Raw genomic sequence first — 24,371 nt, forward strand, 5'->3', positions numbered from 1 at the left:
CCGGTACGGCACCGAGGAAGGCCGGCGGCCTCGTGCGCGTACGGGGGATGGCCGCGCCAGCGGCAGCCGAGCGGCATCGGCGGCCGGTCCGCGTGCCGACGCACCCGGATCGGCCTGGGGTTTCCTCTGGGGGCGTGCATCAGGTCGGACCTCCACAGTCCGGTCGAGGGGCCTGTCATGGCGTGCCGTGCCGTGGCAGGCCCCGATCTGTTCGTGGGGCGGGGGCATCGCGTCGGGCGCGTGCGTTTTTCCGTCGGACTTACTCAGCGGTGACAGGTACGTGTCCGGAAGAAGCCGAGGTGCGGCCGTCGATCTGTTCTCCACGTGGCTGAGCGGACATTCTCACCCTCTCGACTCGGACATATCCGATGATTTTTCGATGCTCGCGGAGGAGCGCTCACTACGGGCACGGGAAAGCCGTTCCAGTGGCGTCCCCGGTTTCCCGGAACCCTCAACAGAGTGCCCTCTAATGGCTGCTTTGAGTGTTGAAATCTGCGGTACATCGACGAGACGGTTTGTAGAAAAGCTGTGTCGCCTGTGTCGCGGTGTGGAATTCTTCGCTGGACGGAGCCAAAATGTTCATGAATTCCGATCTCGATCCGAGAGTGAGCAATCTGGCTCTCTTCGGTGCGGAACTCCGTAAATATCGAAAAAGGGCAAAAATAACTCAGGACGAGCTGGCCGAGGTGACCCAGTTCAGCAGGAGCCTGCTGAGCTTCGTCGAGAGAGGCGAGCGCACCCCCAGTCGCAACCTGGCACAACGCTGCGACGAGGTCCTGGAGGCGGGCGGAGAGCTCGTCCAGCTCTGGGAGTACATCACCCACGCCGCGAGCCCTCGGTGGTTCCGGGGCTGGCTCGATGTCGAACCGGCCGCGCACACGCTGCACACCTGGGAGCCGCTCGTCATGCCCGGCCTGCTCCAGACCGAGGAATACGCGCGGGCGGTCATCCGCGGAGAGCCCGGCATAACCGACGAGCAGACAGAAAAAGCCGTCACCGCTCGAATGGAGCGTCAGACGATCTTGGGTCGTGACGACCCGCCCCTGTTTCGTGCGGTGATCGACGAGGGCGTTCTGTATCGCCCCATCGGTGGCGGAGACGTCATGCGCCGACAACTCGAACGGCTCGTGCGGGCGATGGAGTCCCCGCGAATCGGCGTCCAGATCGTTCCCATGGAACTGGGAGTGACAACGGGAATCCTCGGCGGTTTCGTGATCGCCCAGCTTCCAGGGAACCCGGATATGGTGTACATCGAATCTGCAACCAATGGATATGTATCAAGTCGTCCCGAAGACGTGGAGGCCATCCACGCCAGATACGACGCCCTGCGCGCGGAGGCGCAACCCCGGCGCGCGTCCATCGAGTTGATCAGAAAGGCCGAGAAGCTGTGGATCTGAGTGATGAGCTGAAGAGTGCGGCCTGGCGCAAGGCCACCAAGAGCGGATCCAATCAGGGCAACTGCCTGGAGGTGGCTCCGTTGTCGGGTGGCCGGGTGGGGTTGCGTGACACCGAGGCTCCCGAGCGGGCGCCGTTCGTGGTGAGCGCGAGCGTCTGGGACGCCTTCATCGACGGCGCCAAGAAGGGCGAGTTCGACTTCTAGTCCGACAGGACGCTCATGCCGGAGCCGATCGGTTGCGAGCCGCGATCGCCGAGTTGTCGGCTCTGCTGGAAGAGCCCGAGCAGGTCGCGTCCACCCCGTCCCCGCCGACCGGCGGACACCGGTCGGCAGGGGCCGGGCGGCCGGTCAGCAGACGCCGGGCAGCGAGCAGACCTTCACCGCCATCTTCCGGGCGTCCTTCAGCTGCCGGCGGAAGTCCGAGGCGTGCACCCCGCTGTACTCCCTGGCCTGCGTGTAGCTCACCAGGGCGCGGCCCTTGCGCACGATGACACCCCGCTGGCCGCCGATGGCCGGGCCCGCGTCCCTGCGGTCGTAGTTCTGGACGATCACCCGGACGGCCTGGTCCCCCACCTTGATCTTCTTCGTCCGGCCCTTGGCGATCACCTGGTCGCCCTGGTCGACCTCGCATCCGCCGATCCGCCTCCGCAGGTCGGCCAGGGCCGTGCGCGCAGCCCGCTCGGAGCGGTAGATCACGACCTGCTCGGCCTGGTAGACCTCCAGCGCCGTGTAGGTGACCGTCCGGGTGCTCACCCGGCCCCGGTCCGTGGAACGGCCCACGTCGCAGGGCGAGAGGTTGAGGCGTTCATGCCGGTCGCTGATCGTCCACTTCTCCTCCCCCGGGTGCTTCACCGGCTTGCGGGCCTGGGACTCGTGGAGCAGGAAGTTCCTCGGCAGTTTCCCGCCTGGCTTCTCCGCTCCCGCGTGCTGCTCCGCGGTGGCGGCCGTCCCGGTGGCCGCCGTGGCAGCGGCGCCGCCGCCCGTCAGGACGAGCGCGGTGAGCGCCCCGGCCGCCATCTTCGCCACGCGATTCATCGTCCGCTCCGTACCCGCCATGGTGACTCCCCCGTGTCCGTGCTCCGGTCTCATGCTCGGTACGACAGGCATTCCGCGCAAAAGGTTCACGCCCATGGAGAAGAGATCCGCGGCCGGGCACAGCGCACCCGTTACCGTTGCCGGATGCACACCATCGAGCTGACCTGTGACGACATGCTCGACTCGGCGGTGCGCGCGGCCTGGGACCGGCTGGCGGCCGAGGGACTTCCCAGCCAGGCCCGGCACCCGCACCCGAGCAACCGCCCCCATCTGACGCTGGCGGTCTGCGAACGGCTGCCGCCCGACGCGCCGGCCGCGTTCGCCGAGGCCTTCGGTGACCTGCCGGTGCCGGTCAGGCTGGGGCCGCTGCTGCTGTTCGCCGGCCGGGCGCGGGTGCTCGCCTGGGGCGTGGTGCCGGAGGCCCGGCTGCTGGCCGTACACGCGGGGGTGTGGCGGGTGCTGGGCGGCTCCTGCGGCGGCAACCCGCTGCACGCGCCGGGACGGTGGCTCCCGCATGTGACGCTCGCCCGCAACCTGGACGCCGCGACCCGGGCGCGGGCGGTCACGGTGCTCGACGGGCTGGCCGAGGCCACCGGGGCGTTCTCCGGCGCGCGCAGCCACGACGGCGCGCTCCGCACGACCGTCCCCTTGGCGGGACAGGGCTGACCGGGCCTGTCACCGCCGCCCCTTCCGGGGGTGCTCGACGAGCAGGCCCGGCAGTGCCGCGGCGCCGCCGCCTTGCCGTCATCCGTACGTTCGCGTCATATCAATGATCCCGGTCGCCGGTCGGCCGTGTTCGGTTCGTCCACGGTGCCTTCGGGATTCCTGCCGGCGGACTCGACGGCCCGATCCGGGGTACGGCGATCCGGACCCGTCGCGGAGGACGAGCGCAGCCGGTCGGTCAGGAACCCCTGGAAGTGCGGGCACGTCATGATGTCGTCGTGCGGGCATTCCAGGCCGCCCTCCAGCATGTCGAGGGCGGCCTGTGCCCGGGCGATCCGTGCCAGCAGCCGCTCACGGTGGCGGGCCATCACCTCGTGGCGGTCCGGTGCGGACCGGGCGGCCAGCATCGTCCGGATGTCCGCGAGCCCGAAGCCCGCCTCCTTCGAGATCAGGATCGCCGCCACCCGGTACAGGTCCGCGTCGGTGTAGCGGCGGCGGTCACCTGCACGAGCCGGTGTCATCAGTCCTTCCGACTCCCAGTGACGCAGCACGTGTGCCGGCAGTCCGAACTGGGCCGCCACTTCGCCGATTGACTTCATGTCGACATTAAGTCGCACACTGATGACCATGTCCACACTGCTTACTCTCCTTGACGCTCTCGACGACCTTCCCCAGGCCCGCGAACTGCGGGAACGCACGTACCAGGCGCTGGGCGACAGCGTCGTCGACGTCGGCTGCGGAAGCGGGCGCGCCGTCGGCGAGCTGGCCGCCCGCGGGGTGAGGGCCATCGGTGCCGACCTGGATCCCGCCATGATCGAGGTCGCCGCCGAACGCTGGCCCGCGGGCGAGTTCCATGTCGCCGACGCCACCGCGCTGCCTCTCGACGACGGCTCGGTCACCGGCTACCGCGCAGACAAGCTCCTGCACGCCCTCGCCGAGCCCGAGCGAGCCGTCGCCGAGGCCCGCCGGGTCCTGGCCGTGAACGGCCGTGCGGTGCTCACCGGCCAGGACTGGGACACGTTCGTGATCGACTCCGACGATCCCGGACTCGTCCGCACGCTCATCCACGCCCGCGCGGACGCCATGCCGAGCCCGCGGGCCGCGCGCCGGTACCGGAACCTCCTGCTGGACAACGGGTTCGTCGACGTCACCGTCGAGGTCCACACGATCGTGTGGACGGGCCCCGAGGGCCTGCCGATACTCGCCAGCCTGGGAGAGGGGGCCTGGCTCGACGAGCAGGCCGCCAGGGCGCGCGACGACCGGCTCTTCCTCGCCGTCCCGGTCTTCCTCGCCTCCGGGACCCGCGCCGGCTGAGCACCGGTCAGGCATCGACGATGATCGTCGGAAGCGTGGCGGATGACACCAGCCCACGCCGGAAGAGCGTCGACGCGGTCCTGTACGTGGTGCGATCCGGCTGCCCGTGATGCCGCCTCCCCGCCGAGGCTGTGGCATGTTCGTCGGATGAATCGTCTTTCCCGTTCCCGGATCCAGCGACGATTACGGTCGCTGGCCTGCCTGGAGGTGCTGAACGTCCCGTTGCAAGCGGTGATCTGGTTCGGCGTGTTCGGGCTGCCGGTCACCGCGGGTAACATCGCGGGCTTCGTGTTGTTCGCGCTCCTCTTGCTGGAGGGGGCGGGGTACTGGTCAGCGAAGTCGCGCCAGATAGCCACACGGAACAGGTTCCTCCCGGGGCGCGGAGCCTTCAAGATCCTCCGTAGAGGTAACGTCGCCGTGCTCGCCGTCGGACTGCTGTTCGTCGTCGGGACGGTGGTGACCGATCCGGGGATCGGCAGCTGGCCCGGACTGGGGTTCGGACTGTTCGCCGTGCTGGAGCATGTGAATTATTTTCACGTCCAGCTCATGTACGACACCGCTGAGGATCTCCGCCACCTGCGCTCACACGGCCTGCGTCACGCTCACCTGGCCCGTGATCTCGCTCTTCACGAGAAACGTGCCGCCTACCGCGTCCGCGGCGACGAACGGTGACTCCGATACCGACGTCCCCGCGCGGACCCTCCGCTCAGGCGCCCTCGCGGGCGAACCAGGCGACGGTCCGGCGCAGGCCCTCCTCCAGGCCGACGACGGGCCGCCAGCCGAGGATCTCGGTGGTGGCGGTCAGGTCGGCGATCCTGGCGCTGTCCAGGGGGCGGTCGCCGAGCGCGCCGTAGCGGGGGCGGGCCTCACCGCCGACGCCGACGCCGCCGACGATCCGGACGAGCAGGTCCACGGTGTCGCGGATGGAGGTGCCCTCTCCCGAGCCGATGTCGAAGGTGCGGCCCGCGGCCTCCGGGGTCGCGCCCGCCGCGAGGAAGGCGTCGACCACGTCGTCGACGTGGACCCAGTCGAGCTCGCGCGTGCCGCTGCCGAGCTCGGGCTCCCGGCCGCGCAGCAGCGACAGCGTCACGTACGGGACCAGCTTGCGGACGTCCTGGGGGCCCGGCCCGTAGACCATGCCGATCCGCAGGGTGCTGACCTGGACGTCCCACAGGTGGTGGAACATCCGCGCGTACCCCCCGGCGGCCCACTTGGAGGCCGCGTACGGCGAGGACGGGGCCCGCTCGCCCTCGTCCGGCCGGAGCTCCTCCAGGGAGCCCGCCAGGACCACCCGGGCCGGGGTGCCGGCGACCGCGGTCAGCAGGTTGACCACGCCGGTGAGGTTGCTGTGCAGCATCGGCAGCACGAGCTTCGGATCCCTGGCCCCGGCGACCTCGCTGGCCAGGTGGAGCACGACGTCCGGGCGGACGGAGCGGACGAGCCCCCCGACCGCGTCCGCGTCGGCGACGTCGGCGACGTGCCAGGTCTCGCCGTGCTCCGAGCCCTCCCGCACCCTGCGGCCGACGGCGTGCACCCGCGCGCCGAGCCCGCCCAGGCGCCTGACCAGATGCGTCCCGATGAAGCCACCGGCCCCCGTCACCAGCACGGGCCTGGCGCGCCAGTACGTCTCCGCCACCGGGTCGGCCATGTGCTTCCTCCTGGTTCGGGGGATTCGGGGGGAGCAAGCGGTAAGGCCCGCTCCGAGGAGCGGGCCTTACCGTGTGATCGTGCGCGTGGTACCGGTCAGCCGATGCGCCAGGTGTCCCCGGCGAGCAGCAGGTCGTTCAGGTCCCCCGGGCCCTTGTCCCCGACGGCCTCCTGGAGCTGGGCGGCCATGAGCTCGTCGTAGGACGGGCGGTCGACGTTGCGGAAGACGCCGATCGGGACGTGCTCGAACGAGGGCTCGTCCAGCCGGGAGAGCGCGAACGCCAGCGACGGGTCGGCGCGGCGGGCGTCGTGGACGAGGATCTCCTCCTCGCTCACCGCCGACCTCGGGACGACCTCGATGCCGCCGTCGGCCGCCCGGCGTACGGCCTTGGAGGCCGAGGCGATGGGCATGCCGTGCTCCAGGCGCAGCGTGATCTCGTCGCGCTGCTCCGGGTCCTTCAGCGGCTCGAAGGCGTTGTCGTTGAAGATGTTGCAGTTCTGGTAGATCTCGACCAGGGAGGTCCCCCGGTGCTCGGCGGCCTCGCGCAGCACCGACTGCAGGTGCTTGCGGTCGGAGTCGATGGTCCGGGCCACGAAGGACGCCTCGGCGCCGATGGCCAGCGAGATCGGGTTGAACGGCTTGTCCAGCGACCCCATCGGGGTCGACTTCGTGATCTTCCCGACCTCGGAGGTCGGGGAGTACTGCCCCTTGGTCAGGCCGTAGATCCTGTTGTTGAACAGCAGGATGTTCAGGTTGACGTTGCGGCGCAGCGCGTGGATCAGGTGGTTGCCGCCGATGGACAGCGCGTCGCCGTCACCGGTGATCACCCACACCGACAGGTCGGGACGGGACGCGGCCAGGCCGGTCGCGATCGCCGGGGCGCGCCCGTGGATCGAGTGGAACCCGTAGGTGTTCATGTAGTACGGGAACCGCGACGAGCAGCCGATGCCCGAGACGAACACCATGTTCTCGCGCTTGAGGCCGAGCTCGGGCACGAACGACTGGACCGCGGCCAGGATGGCGTAGTCACCGCATCCGGGGCACCAGCGGACCTCCTGGTCGGACTTGAAGTCCTTCATCCCGAGCTTGACCTCGGACTTGGGGACCAGCGAAAGTCCGCCGCCGCTTCCGGGGAAGGACACTTCGGTACTACTCACTGTCGATCACGTCCTGAATAACGCCGGCGAGTTCCTCGGCCTTGAAGGGAAGCCCGCGCACCCGGTTGTAGCTGATGATGTCGACCAGGAAGCGAGCGCGGAGCAGGAGCGCGAGCTGGCCGAGGTTGATCTCCGGCAGGAGCACCTTGTCGTAGGCGCGGAGCACCTCGCCGGTGTTGGCGGGCAGCGGGTTGAGGTGGCGCAGGTGGGCCTGGGCGACCTTGCCGCCGGCCTTCCTGATGCGCCGCACCGCCGCCGCGATCGGCCCGTACGTGGAGCCCCAGCCGAGCACCAGCACGCGGGCGTCGCCGTCGGGGTCGTCCACCGCGAGCGGCGGGATGTCGTTCGCGATCCCGTCGATCTTGGCCTGGCGGACCCGGACCATTCGGTCGTGGTTGCCGCCGTCGTAGGAGATGTTGCCGGTGTTCTCGGCCTTCTCGATGCCGCCGATCCGGTGCTCCAGGCCCGCGGTGCCCGGGATCGCCCAGGGACGGGCGAGGGTCTCGGTGTCGCGCTTGAACGGCAGGAAGGTCGTGCCGTCCTCGGCGTTCGGCCCGGAGGCGAACTCGGTGGAGATGTCGGGCAGGTCGGCCGCGTCGGGCACCTTCCACGGCTCGGAGCCGTTGGCCAGGTAGCCGTCGGAGAGCAGCATGACCGGGGTGCGGTACTTCACCGCGATCCTGGCCGCCTCCACCGCGGCGTCGAAGCAGTCCGACGGGGTCGAGGGCGCGACGATCGGCAGCGGCGACTCGCCGTTGCGGCCGAACATGGCCATCAGCAGGTCGGTCTGCTCGGTCTTGGTGGGCATTCCGGTGCTGGGACCGGCCCGCTGCACGTCGACCACGAGGAGCGGCAGCTCGGTCGTCACCGCCAGGCCGACGGTCTCGGCCTTGAGCGCGACACCCGGCCCGGAGGTCGTGGTGACGCCCAGCGCCCCGCCGAAGGCCGCGCCGAGCGCCGCGCCGACGCCCGCGATCTCGTCCTCGGCCTGGAAGGTACGGATGCCGAACCGCTTGTGCCGGGAGAGCTCGTGCAGGATGTCGCTGGCCGGGGTGATCGGGTAGGACCCCAGGAAGAGCGGGAGCCCGGACTGCACCGAGGCGGCGATCAGGCCGTAGGCGAGCGCCTGGTTGCCGGAGATGTTGCGGTAGACGCCCGGAGCGAGCTTGGCGGGCTTGATCTCGTAGGAGACCGAGAACGACTCGGTGGTCTCGCCGTAGTTCCAGCCCGCCTGGAAGGCCGCGATGTTGGCCTTGGCGATGTCGGGCTTCTTGGCGAACTTGGTCTCCAGGAACTGGATCGTCGCCTCGGTGGGCCGGTGGTAGAGCCAGCTCAGCAGCCCGAGGGCGAACATGTTCTTGGAGCGCTCGGCGTCCTTCTTGGACAGCTCGAAGCCCTCCAGCGCCCGGACGGTCAGCGAGGTCAGCGGCACCGGGTGGACCCGCCACTCGGCGAGCGAGTCGTCCTCCAGCGGGCTGGCGTCGTAGCCCACCTTCTGCAGGTTGCGCTTGGTGAACTCGTCGGTGTTGACGATGATGTCGGCGCCGCGCGGCAGGTCGGACAGGTTGGCCTTGAGCGCGGCGGGGTTCATCGCGACCAGGACGTTGGGGGCGTCACCGGGGGTGAGGATGTCGTGGTCGGCGAAGTGAAGCTGGAAACTCGACACGCCCGGCAGGGTGCCTGCGGGGGCGCGGATCTCGGCCGGGAAGTTGGGGAGCGTCGAGAGGTCGTTGCCGAACTCCGCGGTTCCGGCCGTGAAGCGGTCACCGGTCAGCTGCATGCCGTCGCCGGAGTCCCCGGCAAACCGGATGATCACGCGGTCGAGTTGCTGAACCTGCTTGGTCACAGCTCAGTCCTCCTCGACGCGACAGCGCGCCGTTGTTCGTGGCACATTCTTTTTTCCATGCTAGATCCTCGGGGTGACGCGTAGTCTTTTCGCGCTCCACTCGGCGGAGGAAAGTGACCTTTGTCGCATTGTCCTCGGCGGCCTTGAGTCGAAGCCTGGGGGCGTGCGTGCACGGCGCATCGCGGGCGTCCATCGGCCCGCGGAGAGGTCACGATCGCGGACGGCCGGCCCGACACAGCCCGGCCGCGATCCTGCACAGGTCGACGTGCAGGCGGCCGAAGAGGACGGTTGTGGTCACGCCGTCCAATATATGTCCCGTCCCCGAGCGGCTCTCATCGCCTCCGGTTATGGCCTCATAGCCCCAGGGTATGACGCGGGCAGTCGCTCCGGCGCCTCGGGGGCCGCCCCGGAGTCGTAGATCCAGCCCGGCCGCATCGTACGCCCACCGTACAGCTCGGGGACGGTGACGAAGGTGTAGCCCGCCGCGGTGAGCCTGCGAAGGATCTCCGGGGCCGCGTCCACGGTGGGGCCGTGGAAGTCGTGCATCAGGACGATCGACCCCGGGCCGGTGCGTGCCACGACCCGGCCGGCGATCGCCCGGGGGTCGGGGTCGTTGCGGTCCTCGGCGTCGGCGTTCCAGCGGACCACGGCCATGCCCAGCTCGCCGGCGACGGTGGCGACCCGCTGGTCGATCCCGCCGTAGGGCGGGCGCATCAGCGTGGGGGCCTGGCCGACGGCCTGGGCGATCGCGTGCTGCGCGCGGTTGAGCTGCGAGGTGACCATGAGGGTGGTCAGCCCGCTCAGGTCGCGGTGCGACCAGGTGTGGTTGGCCACCAGGTGCCCCTCGTCCCGCATCCGCCGCAGCAGGTCGGGACGGGCCGAGGCGCTGGAGCCGAGGCTGAAGAAGGTGGCCCTGGCGCCGTGCCGGCCGAGGACGTCGAGCAGCCGCCCGGTGTCGGGGCCGGGCCCGTCGCTGTAGGTCAGCGCCACGCACCGGGTCCTGGCGCAGTCCACGCCGCCGGCCTTGGAGCTGCGGGCCGGGGGCTTGTCGGTGCTCGCCGCGAGCATGTCCTGCCACGCGCTGCCGGACGGCCCGGACGCCGACAGGACCGCCCGCCGCGCCCGCAGCCCGGTCGGCGACAGCAGCGGCTCGGAGACGGCCGACGGCACGGCGACCGCCACCCGGCCGGTGTCCCTGGGGCCCGCCTGCCCGTCGTCGAACTCCACGACGAGGTCGCCGCGCGGGTTGAAGACCAGGGAGTCGAACATCCTCGGGTCGGGCCTGAGCGGGTCGAGGCGTACCGGCGTGCCCCGCCGGGCCATCTCGTCCCCGACCGCTCCGGCCAGCGTGGCCAGCGCGGCGTCGTCCCTGATCAGGTCCGCCGATCCCATGACGCGCCGGTCCGCCCGGTCGTACCAGAGGGTGGTACGGGACTCCCGCCAGCCCGCGTCCATGGACCGGCCGATGCGCAGCCGTACCCCCAGGACCTCCTCGGAGGCGGCGGCCAGCATCCAGTCCACGTTAAACTCGGGGGCGGCCGTGGTGTCACCGGGGGTCTTCTGCCAGGTGAAACGGTGAAGCTCGTCGTCGACCACGTCGCGGAGCCGGTCGGTGAGCCGGGGGGCTCCTGCGAAGGCGGGGTAGGCGGCGTGCACCCGCCGGCCTCCGCTCTCGCCGGTGCTCAGCGTCCTGGCGGTCAGGCCATGGACGACGGACGGGTCCACGTAGTTGATCATCGTTGGTTCCGAGGGCAGGGTCCGCGTGATGGGGGAGGCGGTGGCTGCGCCGCAACCGGCGAGCATTGCGACCATCCAGGCGATTCCTCCGATGAATCGCTTTTGTGGCATAAATAGATATTAAACCTACCAATGACCTATTTACCTTTATTTGATATTAAGTGCACGGAGGCTTTAGCCGTTCCGTTCCCCGAACGACCGCCGCTTCCTGCTCCGGTCCGGGACCGGGGCCGCCTCCCGGTCCGCCGCGTGACGGCGGCGGTGGATCCTGCTATAGGTAGGACGAGGGAGCTCCGCCGCGCGGATCCCGGGAGGAGGGGCCATGAGCGGATATTTCGGCTCATATGTAGTGGTCCTCGCGCTGTTCGCGATCGGCCTGCTGATCGTCGCGGGAGCGCTGCTCGTCAACCGGGCGCTCCGTCCCAGCCGCCCCACCCACGAGAAGCTGCTCACCTACGAGTGCGGCGTGGACCCGGTCGGCGACGGCTGGGCGCAGTCCCAGATCCGCTACTACGTCTTCACCTACCTGTACGTGGTCTTCGCGGTGGACGCGGTCTTCCTCTTCCCGTGGGCGACGATCTTCGCCGCGCCGGGATTCGGGGCGGCCACCCTGGCCGAGATGTTCGTCTTCCTGGGCTTCATCGCGCTCGGCATCGTGTACGCCTGGCGCAAGCGCGTGCTCACCTGGACCTGAGTCCCGGCGGGCCGCCGGAGCGCGGGCGCCGACACTGAAGGAGAATGCGTGCCATGGCGGATCTCCCGATGCCCACCGTGGGGCCGGTCTCGCGGCTGGCCCCCAAACCCATGCGCTTCATCCTCAACTGGGGACGGCGCTACTCGCTGTGGGCGTTCAACTTCGGCCTGGCCTGCTGCGCGATCGAGTTCATCGCGACCTCGATGAGCAGGCACGATTTCATCAGGTTCGGGGTGATCCCGTTCGCCAACGGCCCCCGGCAGGCCGACCTGATGATCGTCTCGGGCACGGTGACCGACAAGATGGCGCCCGCGGTCAAGCGGCTCTACGAGCAGATGCCCGACCCCAAGTACGTGATCTCCTTCGGCGCCTGCTCCAACTCCGGCGGCCCCTACTGGGACTCCTACTGCGTGACCAAGGGCGTCGACCAGATCATCCCGGTCGACGTGTACGTGCCCGGCTGCCCTCCCCGGCCCGAGGCCCTGCTCCACGGGATCATGATGCTCCAGGAGAAGATCGCGGCCGAGAACCTGGGGGATCGCTATGCCTGACCTGCCCGACGCCACGTCCGGGACCGGATCGGCGGCGGGGTTCGCGGCCGGCCTGGCGCGGGACGGGCGCGCCCGGGTGTCGGACTCCTTCGGCCAGACCACGGTGGACGTCGAGGCCGGCGACTGGATCGGCGTGCTGACCTCGGCCCGGCAGGCGGGGTTCGAGTTCTTCGACTGGCTGACCGCGGTGGACGAGCCCCCGGAGGAGTTCGCGGTCGTCGCCCACCTGTACGCCCCGGCCTGTCGCTCGCACCTGCTGCTGCGCACCCGCCTGCCGCGGGCCGACCCCCGGCTGCCCACCGCGGTCGGGGTCTTCCGCGGGGCCGACTGGCACGAACGCGAGACCTTCGAGATGTTCGGCGTCGTCTTCGAGGGCCACCCGTACCTCGTGCCGCTGCTGCTGCCCGAGGGCTTCGAGGGGTTCCCGCTCCGCAAGGACTTCGTCCTGGCCGCCCGGGTCGCCAAGGCGTGGCCGGGGGCCAAGGAGCCCGGCGAGTCCGACCACGGCTCGCCGAGCCGCCGCAAGACGCTCCCGCCCGGGGTACCGGCCGGCTGGGGACGCGACCGTGGTGCCTGAGACGCCCCGCCGGAGGTGCCCGTGATCGCCGAGGTGCTCGACGCCGCCGTCCGGCTGCTCGTGATCGTCGCGGCGTTCCTGGTGCTGCCGCTGGTCGCCGGGCAGATGGAGCACAAGGTCATGGCGCACATGCAGGCGCGTCTGGGCCCCATGTACGCCGGGGGCTTCCACGGCTGGGCCCAGCTCGTCGCCGACGGGGTCAAGTTCATGCAGAAGGAGGAGATCGTCCCGGCCGCCGCCGACCGCCGGGTCTTCGCCCTGGCGCCCGGGGTCGCGCTGGTCCCCTACCTGCTGGTGATGGTCGTGATCCCGGTCGGTCCCGGCCTGGTCGGGGTGGACCTGGACGCCGGGCTGTTCTTCGTCCTGGCCGTGATGGGGGTCGGCGTGCTCGGCTCGGTCATGGCCGGGTGGTCGTCGGGCAACAAGTACTCGGTCCTGGGCGGGATCCGCTCGGCGGCCCAGCTCATGTCGTACGAGCTGCCGCTGGTGCTGGCCGCCTCCAGCGTGGCGATGGCCGCGGGCACGCTCTCCCTGCCGGGCATCGTGCAGGCCTGGCAGTGGTGGTGGCTGCCCTGGCAGGCGATCGGCGCCGTGGTCTTCTTCGTCGCCGGGCTCGCCGAGCTGCGCCGCCCGCCGTTCGACATGCCGATCGCCGACTCCGAGCTCGTCATGGGCCCGATGACCGAGTACACCGGCATGAGGTTCGCGCTGTTCATGCTGGCCGAGTACGCCGGGATCATCGTGGTGTCCGCGCTGACCACCGTGCTGTTCCTGGGCGGCTGGCAGGGCCCCTTCCTGCCGGGGCCGGTCTGGACGCTGCTCAAGGTCTTCCTGCTGGTCTTCGTGATCATCTGGCTCCGGGTGAGCTACCCGCGCCTGCGCGAGGACCAGCTGCAGCGGCTGGCCTGGGTCGTCCTGGTGCCGCTGGCACTGGCGCAGCTCGCGCTGACGGGGATCGTCAGGGTCGTCGCCGGCTGATCCCGCGTCGTTCCTCGCCGGTCCTCGCGCGATCGGCCCGCCGTACGCGATGATCTGACGTTCGAAGCGCCCACGCTGGGCAGGGAAGTAATACACCCTGTGACGCCACCTGCCAAGGACGGAACGCATGACCCTCGCGCTTGCCGTGGAGAACGACGAACTGGTCGTCGACGTGCCGGAACACCCACCGGTGCGGCTGCCGTTGACCGGCGAGGTCCGGGCGCGCACGATGCTGATCTTCGGCTACCCCGGCAGGGGCAGGACGAGGTACGGCCTGGCGGTGCTGGACGACTCCGGCCTGGTCATGCTGGAGGCCCCGGGTGCCCGCTCCCGGGAGGAGGTGGAGGCGTTCGCCGCGGCCAACGGGCTGGAGTTCGAGTTCCGGACGTTCGACACCCCGCAGCGCGCCAGGGTCGCGCTGGCCCGCAGGTCGCCCCGGTGGCGCGCGGTGACCTGGCGCCGGGCCCCCGCGCCGCTGCCGCGCCTGCGCGTGCCCGGCGCGCGAAGCCTCAGGCCGCCCCTGAGCTCGCCCAAGGTGTGGTGGCGCGAGCAGCTGCTGTACGTGCTCATGTGGGCCGTGCTCGCCTACGGGGTGGCCTTCGTGGCGCTGGTGCTGCTGAACCTGACCGACACCCGCGCCGACGTCACCCGGGGGATGGGCCCGCTCGGCATCGTCGCCCTGGTGCTCGCGGGGCTCACGGTCGTCGGGGCCGTCGTGGTGGTCGGGATCGGACGGCGCAGGACCCGCAGGCAGACCGCGCAGGGGCGGGTCCTGCGGCGGGAGGGACAGCCGCACTGCCGGCTGGTGGTCGTCCACGAGCGGCTGCTGCTGGAGACGGCGCGCAGGACCCGGGAGCTGGAGGCGTCCGAGCTGCTGCTGTACTCGGCCGAGTCCGGGGTGAGCGGCCTGCTGGTCGGCGGAGGGCTCTTCCACCTGCCGGGCCGCTGGGACCCCGAGGAGGTGGAGCGCTTCGCCTCCGGGAACGATCTGCAGCTCCAGGTGCGCGCGCTGACCCACGAGGAGTACCTGACCCTGTCGGCCCAGGCCAGGGACGCGGTGCCCTGACCCCTGTGCACGATCAGTGCACGATGCGCAGCATGATGTCGGAGGCCGTGGGCCGGTTGGCGGGCAGCTTGTCCAGGCAGGCCGCGGCCAGCGGGCGCAGCGACGGCGGCATGGGCGACAGGTCCGGGTGGTGGTTGATCACTCGGTTCAGGATCGCGGGGATGGTGTCCTCCCCGAACGCCGCCCGTCCCGAGGCGGCGAAGAGCATCGTCGCGGCCCAGCTGAACACGTCGGTCTCGGTGCCGATCGCCTCGCCCGCGAGCTGCTCGGGCGACATGTAGGCGGGGGTGCCCATGATCTTTCCCGAGGTCGCGGTGACCTGGTCGAGGGCACGGGCGATCCCGAAGTCGATCACCCGGGGGCCGTCGGCGCCGATCAGCACGTTGGCCGGCTTGAAGTCCCGGTGCACGACCCCGGCCCGGTGGATCGCGGCCAGCGCGCCCGCGGTGGCCAGCGCCAGCCGGGTCAGCCCGTCCTCGTCGCGCGGCCCCCTGTCGCGGACCAGCTGCTCCAGGGAGACGCCCTCCACGTACTCGCTGACGACGTACGCCTGGTCCTCGGTGATGTTCACGTCGAGCACCCGGGCGGTGGAGAACGTCGCCACCCTGCGGGTCGCCTCCACCTCGCGCAGGAAGCGCTCCCGGACCACCCGGTCGCCGCTGACGTGCTCGTGCAGCACCTTGATCGCGACCTTCTGCCCCTGCGGGGTGAGCGCCAGGTAGACCTTCCCCTGCCCGCCCTTGCCCAGCTCGCCGATCAGCCGGTACGGCCCCAGCCACCCGCGCGGGGTCCCGGCCGCCGGGGTCGACGCCGCGGGACCGCGGGGGTCCCGAGCTCCCTGAGCGCCCTGAGCGCCCTGGAGGCTCTGGAGGCCGTGAGGATTCCGGGGGCGGTGGGGGCCGTCGTACGGGCCTGGGCCGTGAGAGCCGTCGTACGGGCTTGAGCCGTGAGGGCCGTCGTACGGGCCTGGGCCCTGGGGGCCGTCGTACGGATTTGGGCCGTGAGGGCCGGAGTCGTACAGGTGGGTGTCGTGCCGGCGATCGTGCGGGCGGGCGCCGTGCGAGGTCTGCGACCCCTGAGGCCCCCCGTACCGAGGGGGCTCCATGTGCGGGCGCGGGGACTGCCACTGCGCGGGAGGGCGCGCGGCCGGGGACACCGGATGCGCGGCCGGGTACGGGGTCCGTACCTGCCCGTGGAGCGGCCGGGCGTCCACCTGCGGGTCCCGGAAAACCGACTCCCTGAGGATCACGGCGTGGATCAGCCCGCCGATCCAGCTTCCGAACAGGCCGATCGCCCCGATGGTGTCCAGCCAGACCGGGATGCGGTCGGAGCTGCCGTAGATGGAGGCGCCGACCATGAAGACGCCGATGCCGACGCCGTAGACGACGGCGGCGAAGACCAGCAGCGGGCTGCGCAGCCTGCGGGCGGCGTGACCGATGATGGCCGGTGTACCGATACCGCAGGTCAGCAGGGGGACCAGTGTCCACAGCACGCTCCACGCCATGGTGGAACGCGCCGGTGGCCGCGGCTGCCATGCCGGCGGCCCGTAGTACGACATGGGCGAACAATACGATTTTTCCGGCATTGCCGCAGAACATTGGGCGCCGGGGCGGCGAGTCAGGGTCGGTTATCGAACACACAGTCTGTGGATAACTTCTGTGGATAACTCGCCGCCATGGGGATTCCCGCGGTCCGGGCCATACCACCGAGGTCTCCGGGCGCCCGCCGCATTCCCGAGCGCCCCACCGTGCGTCATGATGTTGAGTTGTGGCACGGATACCAGGAGTGGGGTTGGCGAAGGGGCTCTCCGTGACCCTTCGCCACATGCTGAACAGGTCGGTGACCCAGCAGTACCCCGAGGTCCGGCCGGAGCTGCCGCCCCGGAGCAGGGGGGTGATCGCGCTGGTCGAGGAGAACTGCACGGTGTGCATGCTCTGCGCCCGCGAGTGCCCCGACTGGTGCATCTACATCGACTCCCACAAGGAGACCCTCCCGGCCCCCGAGGGCGGCCGTCCCCGCGCCCGCAACATGCTCGACCGCTTCGCGATCGACTTCTCCCTGTGCATGTACTGCGGGATCTGCATCGAGGTCTGCCCCTTCGACGCCCTGTTCTGGTCCCCGGAGTTCGAGTACGCCGACGGAGACATCCGTAATCTTCTGCACGAGAAGGACAGGCTGGCGGGCTGGGCGCAGACCGTCCCGCCGCCCCCGGCCCACGAGCCCAACGCCGACCCGCCCAAGGAACTGGCGGCGGCCTCGCGCCCGGTCCGCCCCCGTCCCACACCTGCGGCGCCCCCTCCCGGCGCGCCCTCCGGTACGTCTTCCGGTACGCCCGGATCGGGTTCTTCGGCGCCCGGCTCTTCGGCGTCCGGTTCCGGTACTGCGGTCTCGGAGTCCGGTTCTTCGGCGTCCGGGGCCGCAGCGGCGTCCGGGGCCGGGTCGGCGCCTGGGGCGGCGTCCGAAACCGGCCCGGCGGCGTCGGGTTCCACGGGTTCCCGGGGGTCTGCCGGGTCTGTGAGCTCTGCGGGCTCCCCGGGCACTTCGTCCGCCCCTGCCTCCCCTCGTGCCTCCGGTGCCGAATCCCCGGCCCCGGGCACCTCGGGTTCCGCTCCCTCGGACGCCCCTGCCTCCCCGGCCTCGAACGCCCCCGGCCCTCCGGTCTCGGATGCGCCCGGCCCTGCGGGATCGGCTCCGACTTCTTCGGCGTCCCCGGATTCTTCGACGTCCGCCGCGTCCCCGGGGGCTGCGGCCTCCGACGCCCCCGCCGAACCGCCGTCCGGACCGCCCGCCCGGCCGCCCGGCAGGCCCTCCAGGCCGGCCACCTCGGCGAGCCACGCGAGCGTCCGCGCGATCCGCCCGCCGGGGTCCCTTCCCAAGCCCACCGGTTCGTCCACAGGCGGCTCGTCCGTCGAGAAGTTATCCACAGGTAGGGGTGGCGTGCCCCCGGCGACGGACGCGCCGGAGCAGACTTCTCCTGCGGATCCGAACGGAGAGCCGGAGGAGGAGACGTGACCGAGGTGCCGTCCTATCTGTCACCGAGCGGGCAGGAGATCGTCTTTCTCCTGCTGGGCGCGGTGGCCGTCGGGTCGGCCCTGCTCGTCGTGACCACCCGGCAGCTCGTCCACGCCGCCCTGTGGCTGGTCGTCTGCTTCGGCGCGCTGGCGGGGTGCTACCTGGTCCTGACGGCCGAGTTCGTCGCCTGGGTCCAGGTGCTGATCTACGTCGGTGCCATCGTGGTCCTGTTGCTGTTCGGCATCATGCTCACCCGTGCCCCGATCGGCAGGAGCGCCGACCTCGACAGCCCGAACAGGCCCACCGCCGCGATCGTGGCGATCGCCACCGCGGCCGTGCTGGTCACCGTCGTCGTCGACGGCTTCCGCATGGCCTACGCGCCCCTGGAGCCCGGTGCCGGTTCCGCGCGGGAGCTCGGCTCCAGCATCTTCCGCAACTGGGTGCTCCCGTTCGAGGCGCTCTCGATCCTGCTGCTCGCGGCCCTGATAGGCGCCGTCGTGCTGTCCCGCACCGACATTCGCGGGAGGGACTGACGTGCACATCGTCTACCCCGCCGTCGTCTCGGCGCTGCTGTTCTCGATCGGCGTGTACGGCGTGCTCGCCCGGCGCAACGCGATCCTCGTGCTGATGTCCGTCGAGCTCATGCTCAACGCCGTCAACCTCAACCTGGTCGCCTTCGACGTGTGGTTGCGCGATCGGTTGCACGGCGGGCAGGTCCTCACGCTGTTCGTCATCGTGATCGCCGCCGCCGAGGTCGGCATCGGCCTCGCGATCATCCTGGCGCTCTACCGCAACCGCCAGACCGTCGACCTCGACCGTCTCCGCTCCCTGGCGGAACCCACCGACGCCGACCCCGCCGACGCGAAGTCCACCGGCACCGACCCCGCCGGCACCGATTCCACCGGCACCGGGTCCGATGACGCCAGGCCCACCGGCACCCGGCCCGTCGCTCCCGCAGCCACCGGGCCGCGTGACACGACATGATCACCGTCGCCGCCCTCGTGATCCTGCTGCCCTTCCTCGCGGCCGTCGCCGGGCTGCTCGGCTCCCGCTTCCCTCACCGCCCCCGCGGTGTCACACCCCTCGCACCCGCTACCGCCAGGACCGACACCGCCCAGACCACCGCCACCGCCCAGACCACCGCCACCGCCCAGACCACCGCCACCGCCCAGACCACCGCCACCACCGGGACCGCCACCCGCACCGGAACCGACCCCGGGACCAGCGCCGAGACCGGCATCACCGCCGAATCCACGGCCGAATCCACGGCCGAATCCACGGCCGGCACCACGGCCGAGCTCAGGGCCGGCCTCAAGGCCGACAGCGCCGCCGGCCGCCGGGCCGCCTGGATCGCGGTGGTCCCCACCGCGGTCTCCGCCGTCCTGGCGCTCTGGCCGGCCTACGCCACGTGGACGGCCGGCCGGGGCGGAACAGGGGCGTCCACTCCGGCGGGAGCCGGTGGCCAGGACGCGGCCGGCGGTGCGATCGAGGGGGTCACCGCGACCTTCACCGTCATCGAGACCGGCTCGGTGCCCATCTCGGTGGGGCTGCTCGTCGACGGCCTCGCCGCCTCGATCGCGGTGCTGGTGACCGTCGTCGCGCTGGCCGTCCAGGTGTACTCCGTCGGTTACATGCGCGGCGACCGGCGATACCCGTCGTACAGCGCCTTCATCGGCCTGTTCACCAGCGCCATGCTGCTGGTCGTCTACTCGGCGGACCTGCTCGTCCTCTACGTGGGATGGGAGGTCATGGGCCTGTGCTCCTACCTGCTGGTCGGGCACTGGTGGGAGGAGAGGGCCAACTCGCGGGCGGCGATCAAGGCGTTCCTCGTCACCCGGATCGGAGACGTGGGTTTCCTGTTCGGCATCTTCGTCCTCGGGACGGCGGCCGGAAGCTTCAGGATCGCCGACGTGATCGCCGCCGTCCCCGCGATGTCGTCGGGAACGCTCGTCGCGGCCACCATGCTGCTGCTGGCCGGGGTCGCCGGGAAGAGCGCCCAGGTGCCGTTGCACGTCTGGCTGCCCGACGCGATGGCCGGACCGACACCGATCAGCGCCCTCATCCACGCGGCCACCATGGTCGCCGCCGGGATCTTCGTCGTCGCCCGCCTCTACCCGGTCTTCCTCGGAGCCCCCGCGACCCTGGACGTGCTCGCGGTCATGGCCGCGATCGGCATGCTGGGCGCGGCCCTTGCCGCGCTGGCCCAGGACGACCTCAAACGCGTCCTGGCCTACTCCACCGTCAGCCAGCTCGCCTACATGGCCGGTGCCCTGGCGGCGGGTTCCCGAAGTGCCGCGGTCTTCCATCTGATCACCCACGGAGCCTTCAAGGCCCTGCTCTTCCTCTGCGCGGGGGCCGTCATCCACGCGGTCGCCTCCAACCTGATGAGCACGATGGGGGGCCTTCGCAGGGAGCTTCCCGTCACCTTCGCCGCGATGACGATCGGCCTCGCGGCGCTGATGGGCCTCCCCCCGGCCAGCGGTTTCTTCAGCAAGGACGAGGTGCTGGTGGCCATCGAGCGCTCCCTGTCCGCCGGGCCGCTGAACGATGCCGTGGCCCTGCTGCTGTACGGGTGCGCGCTCGCCACGGTCGCGGTCACCGGCGCCTACGCCACCCGGGTCTGGCTGCGCACCTTCTTCGGACGGCGCGCCCCGGCGAACCCCGTACTCGCCCTCGGTTCCGCCGCGGAGACCGCGTCCGGCACCGTCCACGCCGCCGTGCACCGGACACCGGCCACCATGCGCTGGCCCATCGTCGTCCTGGCGGTCCCGGCCCTGCTCCTCGGCTTCGCCCGGATCGGTGACGTGCACTGGGGGACCGCGGCTCTCAGCCTCGCGGTGGCGCTGCTGGGCGCCGGAGTGGTCTACGCCGTGTGGCGATCGGAACCGGGGAGTGACCCGGCCCGTCTGCTCGGCCCTCTCCGCGTCCCCTGTGAGCGCGCCTTCCATGTCGACGCCGTCTACACGGCCCTCTTCGTCCGGCCCGTCCTGCTTCTTGCCGGTCTGGTCGTCCGTGCCGACGGCCGCGTGGTGGACGGTGCGGTGCGCGGCTCGGGCCGGACGACCCTGGGCGTGGCCGGGCTGGTCCGCCTGGCACAGAACGGCAACGCGCAGCTCTACATCACCGGCCTGCTGGCGGGCGTCCTTCTCTTCGCGGCCGGGGCGGTGATCTTCAAATGATCTCTCTGCTTCCCCGGGGTGTCATGGCCCTCGCCGTGCCGCTCCTCGCCCGTCCGGCGGTGACACGCCGTTGACCTCCATGAGCTGGTTGCCGCTCGCGCTGCTCGCCCTGCCGCTGGCCGGGGCGGTCGCGCTGCTCGTGCCGTCCCGTGCGGACGCCGTGGCCCGGGGGCGGCTGCTCCGTGCGTACGGCCTGGCCGTCTCCGGGGTCACGTTCGCGCTGTCGGTGGTGCTGGTCGCCGCCTTCGACCACGGCGACGCCGCCCGGGTGCAGTTCGCGACCGACCTGGCCTGGATCCCCGGGCTCGACCTCCGGTTCCATCTCGGCGTGGACGGGATCTCGCTCCCGCTGGTGGTGCTGACCACGCTGCTGACCTTCCTCTGCTTCGTCTACCTGTGCCGGGGGCGGGCCGACGGCCCCGGGCAGCTGCTGCGGTCCGGTTCCGGCGGCGACCGGCCGCGGGCGATGGTGTTCACCCTTCTCGTCCTCGAGGTCGGCATGGTCGGCACGTTCCTCGCGCTCGACCTGCTGTTGTTCTTCGTCTTCTTCGAGGTCGTCCTCATCCCGATGTACTTCCTGATCGCCGTCTGGGGCGGCCGGGCCCGCCGGGCGGCGGCGATCAAGTTCATCCTCTACACCCTGCTCGGCTCGGTGGTCCTGCTGCTCGGCCTGCTGCTCATCTGGTCGCAGACCGGCACCCTGGACATGACGGCCCTGGCCGAGGCGCGGGGGATCGGCATGTCCCGCCCGGTGCAGACCATCGCCTTCCTGGCGGTCGGCATCGGGTTCGCGGTCAAGACACCGATGTGGCCGTTGCACACCTGGCTGCCCGACGCCCACACCGAGGCGCCGACCGTCGGCTCGGTGCTCCTGGCGGGCGTACTGCTCAAGATGGGCACGTACGGCTTCGCCCGCATCGCGATCCCGGTCCTGCCCGACGGCGCCGCCGCGACGGCCCCCTGGCTGGGCGCCTTCGCGGTGGCCGGAATCGTCTACGGCTCCCTGGCGTGCCTGGCGCAGCGCGACCTGAAGAGGATGATCGCCTACTCCTCGGTCGGTCACATGGGCTTCGTGCTGCTGGGGTTCGCCACGCTCACCCCGGTCGGGATCAACGGGGCGTTGTTCGGCAACATCGCCCACGGCCTGATCACCGCCCTGCTGTTCTTCGTGGCGGGAGCGATCAAGGAACGCCACGGCACCTCCGACATGCCCGCGCTCGGCGGCGGCATGCTGACGCGCCTTCCCCGGGTGGGGTCCCTGCTCACCTTCGCCTGCGTCGCCTCGCTCGGGCTGCCGGGGCTGGCCGGCTTCTGGGGGGAGATGCTGGCCCTGCTCGGCGCCTTCCAGCCCGCCGCGGGCCTGTCCCGCCCCCTGTACCTGGTCTTCATGGCCCTAGGAGGTCTCGGCACCGTGCTGACCGCCGCCTACTTCCTGCTCATGCTCTCCCGCGTCACCCACGGCAGGGGCACCGAGACGGTCCACGTCCCGATCCTCACCGCCGCCGCCACGGGCGGCCTTCCCGCCACAGGCCCGACCACGGTTCCGGCCGCGAGCCCGACCACGGGCTCCGTCGCGGGTTCCGCCGCGGAGGAGGACACGTCCAGCGCCGGAGAACGCGCGGTCACGTCGGCACACGGCACGACAGGCCGCCCGCCCGCCTCCACCGGCAGGGCGCGCATGCCCGACGTCATGGGTCACGAGCTGGCCGCCTGGGTGCCGCTGGTCGTGCTGATCCTGTTGTTCGGGCTCTGGCCCAAGGCGCTCCTCGCCCTCACCGACCCGGTGGTCCGCACCCTGGTGGGGGCACCGTGATCCAGCCCATCGACTACTACGCGGTCGCGCCGCCGCTGATCCTCGCCCTCACCGCCGGGCTCGTACTGCTGCTGGACGCCTTCCTGCCCCGCAGGCCGCACGTCCGGCGGGCACTCGGCGCGGTCACGCTGGCCGGGGTGATCGCGGCCCTGGCGACGGTGATCTCGCAGGCCGTACGAGCCGGCGATCCGCTGAGGACCTTCTGCGTGCCCGAAGGGCTGCTCGGCTCCCCCCGCGCGGCGATCGGAGGTCTCGTCCGCCTGGGCGGCACGCCCGCGACGGCCACCGCGGCGCCGTGCTCCTTCGTGGTCGACGACTTCACGCTGATCTTCGCCGGGCTCGCGCTGGCCGCGGGGGTCGTCGTGGTGCTGCTGTCGGCGGCCGAGCTGTCCCGTGCCGACATTCCCGTCGGGGAGTGGTACTTCCTGCTGCTCTGCACGCTGGCGGGCGCCGTCGCCCTGCCCGCCTCCCGCGACCTGATCATGCTGGTGGTCGCGCTGGAACTGGTCTCGCTGCCGGTGTTCGCGCTCACCGCGCTCAGGCGCTATGACGGCCGCAGCTCCGAGGCGGCGGTGAAGCTCTTCCTGGTCTCGGTGGTCTCCACGGCCGTCATGCTCTTCGGCGTCTCCCTGCTGTACGGGACGACCGGCACCGTCTACCTCGGCCGGATCGCCCAGGCACTGCGACAGGTCGGGCCCGCTCCCGGAATCCGGCCGGGTCTCGTGGATCCGGGCGGTGTCACCGCAGGCTCCTCGCTCCAGATCGACCAGGCGCCGCCCGCCGTGGTGACCGTGGCCGTGGTGCTCGTCCTCGCCGGGTTCGCCTTCAAGATCGCCGCGGTGCCGTTCCACGCCTGGGCGGGTGACGTCTACCAGGGCGCGCCCGTACCCGTCGCGGCCCTCCTGTCGGTCATCTCCAAGGCGGCGGGGTTCGCCGGGCTGATCCTCATCCTGATCGTCGCCCTGGGCGGTCAGGGCTCCACCTGGGTCCCGCTGGTGGCGATCATCGCCGCGCTGACCATGACCGTGGGGAACCTGCTGGCGCTGCGCCAGCGCGACGCGGTCCGTCTGCTCGCCTGGTCGTCCGTCGCCCAGTCCGGCTACATCCTCGCCCCCCTCGGGGTCAGGAACGGCCAGGCGATGAACGCCTCGATCGCCTACCTGCTCTTCTACGCGGCGATGAACCTCGGCGCCTTCGCCGTGGTCACGCTGGTGTCCAGAGGACCCGGGGGAGGAAGGCTCGACGACTACCGGGGGCTGGTGTTCCGCAGCCCGGCGGCCGGGCTGGCGCTGGCCTTCTTCCTGATCTGCCTGGCGGGCCTGCCCCCGGGGCTCGCGGGGCTCTTCGCCAAGATCGTGGTGTTCCGGGAGGTGCTCGGCGCGGGCGGTGGCTGGCTGGCCGCGGTGATGGCGGTCAACACGGTCGTGGGCCTCTACTACTACGTCACCTGGGTCGTGCGGATCCTCACCCCGGCCCCGGTCCCGGCCCTTTCTCCGGTGGTCCCGGCCGGTGAGGGGGCGGCAGCGGGCGAGCCCGGTGTGAGCGGGCCCGGAGCGGATGAGACACCTTCCACCGGGCGCGGGGCCGGGTGGTTGCCCGCCGCCGTGGCCGTCACGCTGGCCGCCGTCGTCGCGATCGTCTTCTCGGCCGCCCCCCAGCTGGTCCTCGACCTCGTCCCCGCGGCGCTCATCGCCGCAGGCTGAAC

At 71.1% G+C, this 24,371-nt stretch carries 22 protein-coding genes and 1 pseudogene; 16 read left to right on the forward strand and 7 right to left on the reverse strand.

Annotation, left to right across the window (positions count from 1 at the left end):
- The first annotated feature begins 581 nt into the window (after positions 1 to 581).
- Positions 582 to 1,397: a Scr1 family TA system antitoxin-like transcriptional regulator gene (locus ACIBCT_RS01715; protein ID WP_399185479.1), complete on the forward strand. Its 816-nt coding sequence runs from the start codon at positions 582 to 584 to the stop codon at positions 1,395 to 1,397.
- Positions 1,388 to 1,600 carry a DUF397 domain-containing protein gene (locus ACIBCT_RS01720; RefSeq protein ID WP_399185480.1) on the forward strand — a complete coding sequence of 71 codons (213 nt, stop codon included), beginning with the start codon at positions 1,388 to 1,390 and terminating at the stop codon, positions 1,598 to 1,600. The genes ACIBCT_RS01715 and ACIBCT_RS01720 overlap by 10 nt, the downstream gene beginning before the upstream one ends.
- A 144-nt stretch (positions 1,601 to 1,744) precedes the next feature.
- On the opposite strand, the gene ACIBCT_RS01725 is transcribed toward ACIBCT_RS01720, so the two are convergent.
- Positions 1,745 to 2,431 (reverse strand): hypothetical protein, encoded by a 687-nt coding sequence (locus ACIBCT_RS01725; protein ID WP_399185481.1) that lies wholly within the window; start codon positions 2,429 to 2,431, stop codon positions 1,745 to 1,747.
- A gap of 144 nt (positions 2,432 to 2,575) precedes the next feature.
- Between ACIBCT_RS01725 and ACIBCT_RS01730 the strand changes: the two genes are divergently transcribed.
- Positions 2,576 to 3,097, forward strand: a complete 522-nt coding sequence (locus tag ACIBCT_RS01730) for a 2'-5' RNA ligase family protein (protein WP_399185482.1) — start codon at positions 2,576 to 2,578, stop codon at positions 3,095 to 3,097.
- A 95-nt stretch (positions 3,098 to 3,192) separates the two neighbouring features.
- On the opposite strand, the gene ACIBCT_RS01735 is transcribed toward ACIBCT_RS01730, so the two are convergent.
- Entirely contained in the window at positions 3,193 to 3,693 is a 501-nt protein-coding gene (locus ACIBCT_RS01735; RefSeq protein ID WP_399185483.1) for a MerR family transcriptional regulator, read from the reverse strand.
- Positions 3,694 to 3,721: 28 nt separating this feature from the next.
- Between ACIBCT_RS01735 and ACIBCT_RS01740 the strand changes: the two genes are divergently transcribed.
- Complete coding sequence (locus ACIBCT_RS01740; protein ID WP_399185484.1) at positions 3,722 to 4,408, forward strand: methyltransferase domain-containing protein; 687 nt, start codon at positions 3,722 to 3,724, stop codon at positions 4,406 to 4,408.
- 147 nt (positions 4,409 to 4,555) lie between these two features.
- Entirely contained in the window at positions 4,556 to 5,080 is a 525-nt protein-coding gene (locus ACIBCT_RS01745; protein ID WP_399185486.1) for a hypothetical protein, read from the forward strand.
- Between the two features lie 34 nt (positions 5,081 to 5,114).
- Here the strand turns inward: ACIBCT_RS01745 and ACIBCT_RS01750 are convergent, their stop codons facing one another.
- The 4 genes from ACIBCT_RS01750 to ACIBCT_RS01765 all read right to left on the reverse strand — a co-directional run bounded on the left by ACIBCT_RS01750 (position 5,115) and on the right by ACIBCT_RS01765 (position 10,871).
- Positions 5,115 to 6,056, reverse strand: a complete 942-nt coding sequence (locus ACIBCT_RS01750) for an NAD-dependent epimerase/dehydratase family protein (protein WP_399185487.1) — start codon at positions 6,054 to 6,056, stop codon at positions 5,115 to 5,117.
- A gap of 95 nt (positions 6,057 to 6,151) precedes the next feature.
- On the reverse strand, positions 6,152 to 7,213 hold the full coding sequence (locus ACIBCT_RS01755) for a 2-oxoacid:ferredoxin oxidoreductase subunit beta (protein WP_344890778.1): 1,062 nt from the start codon (positions 7,211 to 7,213) through the stop codon (positions 6,152 to 6,154).
- Complete coding sequence (locus tag ACIBCT_RS01760) at positions 7,206 to 9,059, reverse strand: 2-oxoacid:acceptor oxidoreductase subunit alpha (protein ID WP_399185488.1); 1,854 nt, start codon at positions 9,057 to 9,059, stop codon at positions 7,206 to 7,208. Before ACIBCT_RS01760 ends, ACIBCT_RS01755 begins: the two co-directional genes overlap by 8 nt.
- A 345-nt stretch (positions 9,060 to 9,404) precedes the next feature.
- Positions 9,405 to 10,871, reverse strand: a complete 1,467-nt coding sequence (locus ACIBCT_RS01765) for a polysaccharide deacetylase family protein (protein WP_399185489.1) — start codon at positions 10,869 to 10,871, stop codon at positions 9,405 to 9,407.
- A 247-nt stretch (positions 10,872 to 11,118) separates the two neighbouring features.
- Here ACIBCT_RS01765 and ACIBCT_RS01770 point away from each other — a divergent pair, with 247 nt between their 5' ends.
- The 5 genes from ACIBCT_RS01770 to ACIBCT_RS01790 all read left to right on the forward strand — a co-directional run bounded on the left by ACIBCT_RS01770 (position 11,119) and on the right by ACIBCT_RS01790 (position 14,662).
- Positions 11,119 to 11,490 (forward strand): NADH-quinone oxidoreductase subunit A, encoded by a 372-nt coding sequence (locus ACIBCT_RS01770; protein ID WP_344890770.1) that lies wholly within the window; start codon positions 11,119 to 11,121, stop codon positions 11,488 to 11,490.
- 68 nt (positions 11,491 to 11,558) lie between these two features.
- On the forward strand, positions 11,559 to 12,041 hold the full coding sequence (locus tag ACIBCT_RS01775; protein ID WP_221206268.1) for an NADH-quinone oxidoreductase subunit B family protein: 483 nt from the start codon (positions 11,559 to 11,561) through the stop codon (positions 12,039 to 12,041).
- Positions 12,034 to 12,618 carry an NADH-quinone oxidoreductase subunit C gene (locus ACIBCT_RS01780; RefSeq protein ID WP_399185490.1) on the forward strand — a complete coding sequence of 195 codons (585 nt, stop codon included), beginning with the start codon at positions 12,034 to 12,036 and terminating at the stop codon, positions 12,616 to 12,618. Before ACIBCT_RS01775 ends, ACIBCT_RS01780 begins: the two co-directional genes overlap by 8 nt.
- Positions 12,619 to 12,639: 21 nt before the next feature.
- The gene (gene nuoH, locus ACIBCT_RS01785) at positions 12,640 to 13,596 is read left to right on the forward strand and encodes an NADH-quinone oxidoreductase subunit NuoH (RefSeq protein ID WP_399185492.1); all 957 of its coding nucleotides are present in this window, start codon (positions 12,640 to 12,642) and stop codon (positions 13,594 to 13,596) included.
- Positions 13,597 to 13,723: 127 nt separating this feature from the next.
- On the forward strand, positions 13,724 to 14,662 hold the full coding sequence (locus ACIBCT_RS01790) for a hypothetical protein (RefSeq protein WP_399185494.1): 939 nt from the start codon (positions 13,724 to 13,726) through the stop codon (positions 14,660 to 14,662).
- Positions 14,663 to 14,675: 13 nt separating this feature from the next.
- Here the strand turns inward: ACIBCT_RS01790 and ACIBCT_RS01795 are convergent, their stop codons facing one another.
- Entirely contained in the window at positions 14,676 to 16,220 is a 1,545-nt protein-coding gene (locus tag ACIBCT_RS01795) for a protein kinase (RefSeq protein WP_399185495.1), read from the reverse strand.
- A gap of 371 nt (positions 16,221 to 16,591) precedes the next feature.
- Here ACIBCT_RS01795 and ACIBCT_RS01800 point away from each other — a divergent pair, with 371 nt between their 5' ends.
- The 6 genes and pseudogenes from ACIBCT_RS01800 (at position 16,592) to ACIBCT_RS01825 (ending at position 24,369) form a co-directional block, all read left to right on the forward strand.
- A complete protein-coding gene (locus ACIBCT_RS01800) occupies positions 16,592 to 17,674 on the forward strand; it encodes a 4Fe-4S binding protein (RefSeq protein WP_399186085.1) in 1,083 nt (360 codons plus the stop codon).
- Positions 17,671 to 18,207, forward strand: a complete 537-nt coding sequence (locus ACIBCT_RS01805; protein WP_399185496.1) for an NADH-quinone oxidoreductase subunit J — start codon at positions 17,671 to 17,673, stop codon at positions 18,205 to 18,207. The genes ACIBCT_RS01800 and ACIBCT_RS01805 overlap by 4 nt, the downstream gene beginning before the upstream one ends.
- Before the next feature lies 1 nt (position 18,208).
- Positions 18,209 to 18,505, forward strand: a pseudogene (gene nuoK, locus ACIBCT_RS01810) (NADH-quinone oxidoreductase subunit NuoK); the annotation flags it as partial.
- A 149-nt stretch (positions 18,506 to 18,654) separates the two neighbouring features.
- The gene (locus tag ACIBCT_RS01815; protein WP_399185498.1) at positions 18,655 to 20,853 is read left to right on the forward strand and encodes an NADH-quinone oxidoreductase subunit L; all 2,199 of its coding nucleotides are present in this window, start codon (positions 18,655 to 18,657) and stop codon (positions 20,851 to 20,853) included.
- A gap of 79 nt (positions 20,854 to 20,932) precedes the next feature.
- On the forward strand, positions 20,933 to 22,666 hold the full coding sequence (locus ACIBCT_RS01820) for a NuoM family protein (protein ID WP_399185500.1): 1,734 nt from the start codon (positions 20,933 to 20,935) through the stop codon (positions 22,664 to 22,666).
- Positions 22,663 to 24,369: an NADH-quinone oxidoreductase subunit N gene (locus ACIBCT_RS01825; RefSeq protein WP_399185502.1), complete on the forward strand. Its 1,707-nt coding sequence runs from the start codon at positions 22,663 to 22,665 to the stop codon at positions 24,367 to 24,369. The genes ACIBCT_RS01820 and ACIBCT_RS01825 overlap by 4 nt, the downstream gene beginning before the upstream one ends.
- The last annotated feature ends 2 nt before the right edge of the window (positions 24,370 to 24,371 follow it).

Origin of the sequence: Streptosporangium sp. NPDC050855 (assembly GCF_044456585.1) — a bacterium.
GTDB lineage: Bacteria > Actinomycetota > Actinomycetes > Streptosporangiales > Streptosporangiaceae > Streptosporangium > Streptosporangium longisporum.

What these genes read in the sequence shown, in the direction of transcription:
- ACIBCT_RS01715 (WP_399185479.1), top strand. Translation starts at nt 582, where the DNA reads ATGAATTCCGATCTCGATCCGAGAGTGAGCAATCTGGCTCTCTTCGGT.
- ACIBCT_RS01725 (WP_399185481.1), bottom strand. Translation starts at nt 2,431, where the DNA reads ATGAATCGCGTGGCGAAGATGGCGGCCGGGGCGCTCACCGCGCTCGTC.
- ACIBCT_RS01730 (WP_399185482.1), top strand. Translation starts at nt 2,576, where the DNA reads ATGCACACCATCGAGCTGACCTGTGACGACATGCTCGACTCGGCGGTG.
- ACIBCT_RS01735 (WP_399185483.1), bottom strand. Translation starts at nt 3,693, where the DNA reads ATGAAGTCAATCGGCGAAGTGGCGGCCCAGTTCGGACTGCCGGCACAC.
- ACIBCT_RS01740 (WP_399185484.1), top strand. Translation starts at nt 3,722, where the DNA reads ATGTCCACACTGCTTACTCTCCTTGACGCTCTCGACGACCTTCCCCAG.
- ACIBCT_RS01745 (WP_399185486.1), top strand. Translation starts at nt 4,556, where the DNA reads ATGAATCGTCTTTCCCGTTCCCGGATCCAGCGACGATTACGGTCGCTG.
- ACIBCT_RS01750 (WP_399185487.1), bottom strand. Translation starts at nt 6,056, where the DNA reads ATGGCCGACCCGGTGGCGGAGACGTACTGGCGCGCCAGGCCCGTGCTG.
- ACIBCT_RS01765 (WP_399185489.1), bottom strand. Translation starts at nt 10,871, where the DNA reads ATGGTCGCAATGCTCGCCGGTTGCGGCGCAGCCACCGCCTCCCCCATC.
- ACIBCT_RS01770 (WP_344890770.1), top strand. Translation starts at nt 11,119, where the DNA reads ATGAGCGGATATTTCGGCTCATATGTAGTGGTCCTCGCGCTGTTCGCG.
- ACIBCT_RS01775 (WP_221206268.1), top strand. Translation starts at nt 11,559, where the DNA reads ATGCCCACCGTGGGGCCGGTCTCGCGGCTGGCCCCCAAACCCATGCGC.
- ACIBCT_RS01780 (WP_399185490.1), top strand. Translation starts at nt 12,034, where the DNA reads ATGCCTGACCTGCCCGACGCCACGTCCGGGACCGGATCGGCGGCGGGG.
- ACIBCT_RS01790 (WP_399185494.1), top strand. Translation starts at nt 13,724, where the DNA reads ATGACCCTCGCGCTTGCCGTGGAGAACGACGAACTGGTCGTCGACGTG.
- ACIBCT_RS01795 (WP_399185495.1), bottom strand. Translation starts at nt 16,220, where the DNA reads ATGTCGTACTACGGGCCGCCGGCATGGCAGCCGCGGCCACCGGCGCGT.
- ACIBCT_RS01800 (WP_399186085.1), top strand. Translation starts at nt 16,592, where the DNA reads ATGCTCTGCGCCCGCGAGTGCCCCGACTGGTGCATCTACATCGACTCC.
- ACIBCT_RS01815 (WP_399185498.1), top strand. Translation starts at nt 18,655, where the DNA reads ATGATCACCGTCGCCGCCCTCGTGATCCTGCTGCCCTTCCTCGCGGCC.
- ACIBCT_RS01820 (WP_399185500.1), top strand. Translation starts at nt 20,933, where the DNA reads ATGAGCTGGTTGCCGCTCGCGCTGCTCGCCCTGCCGCTGGCCGGGGCG.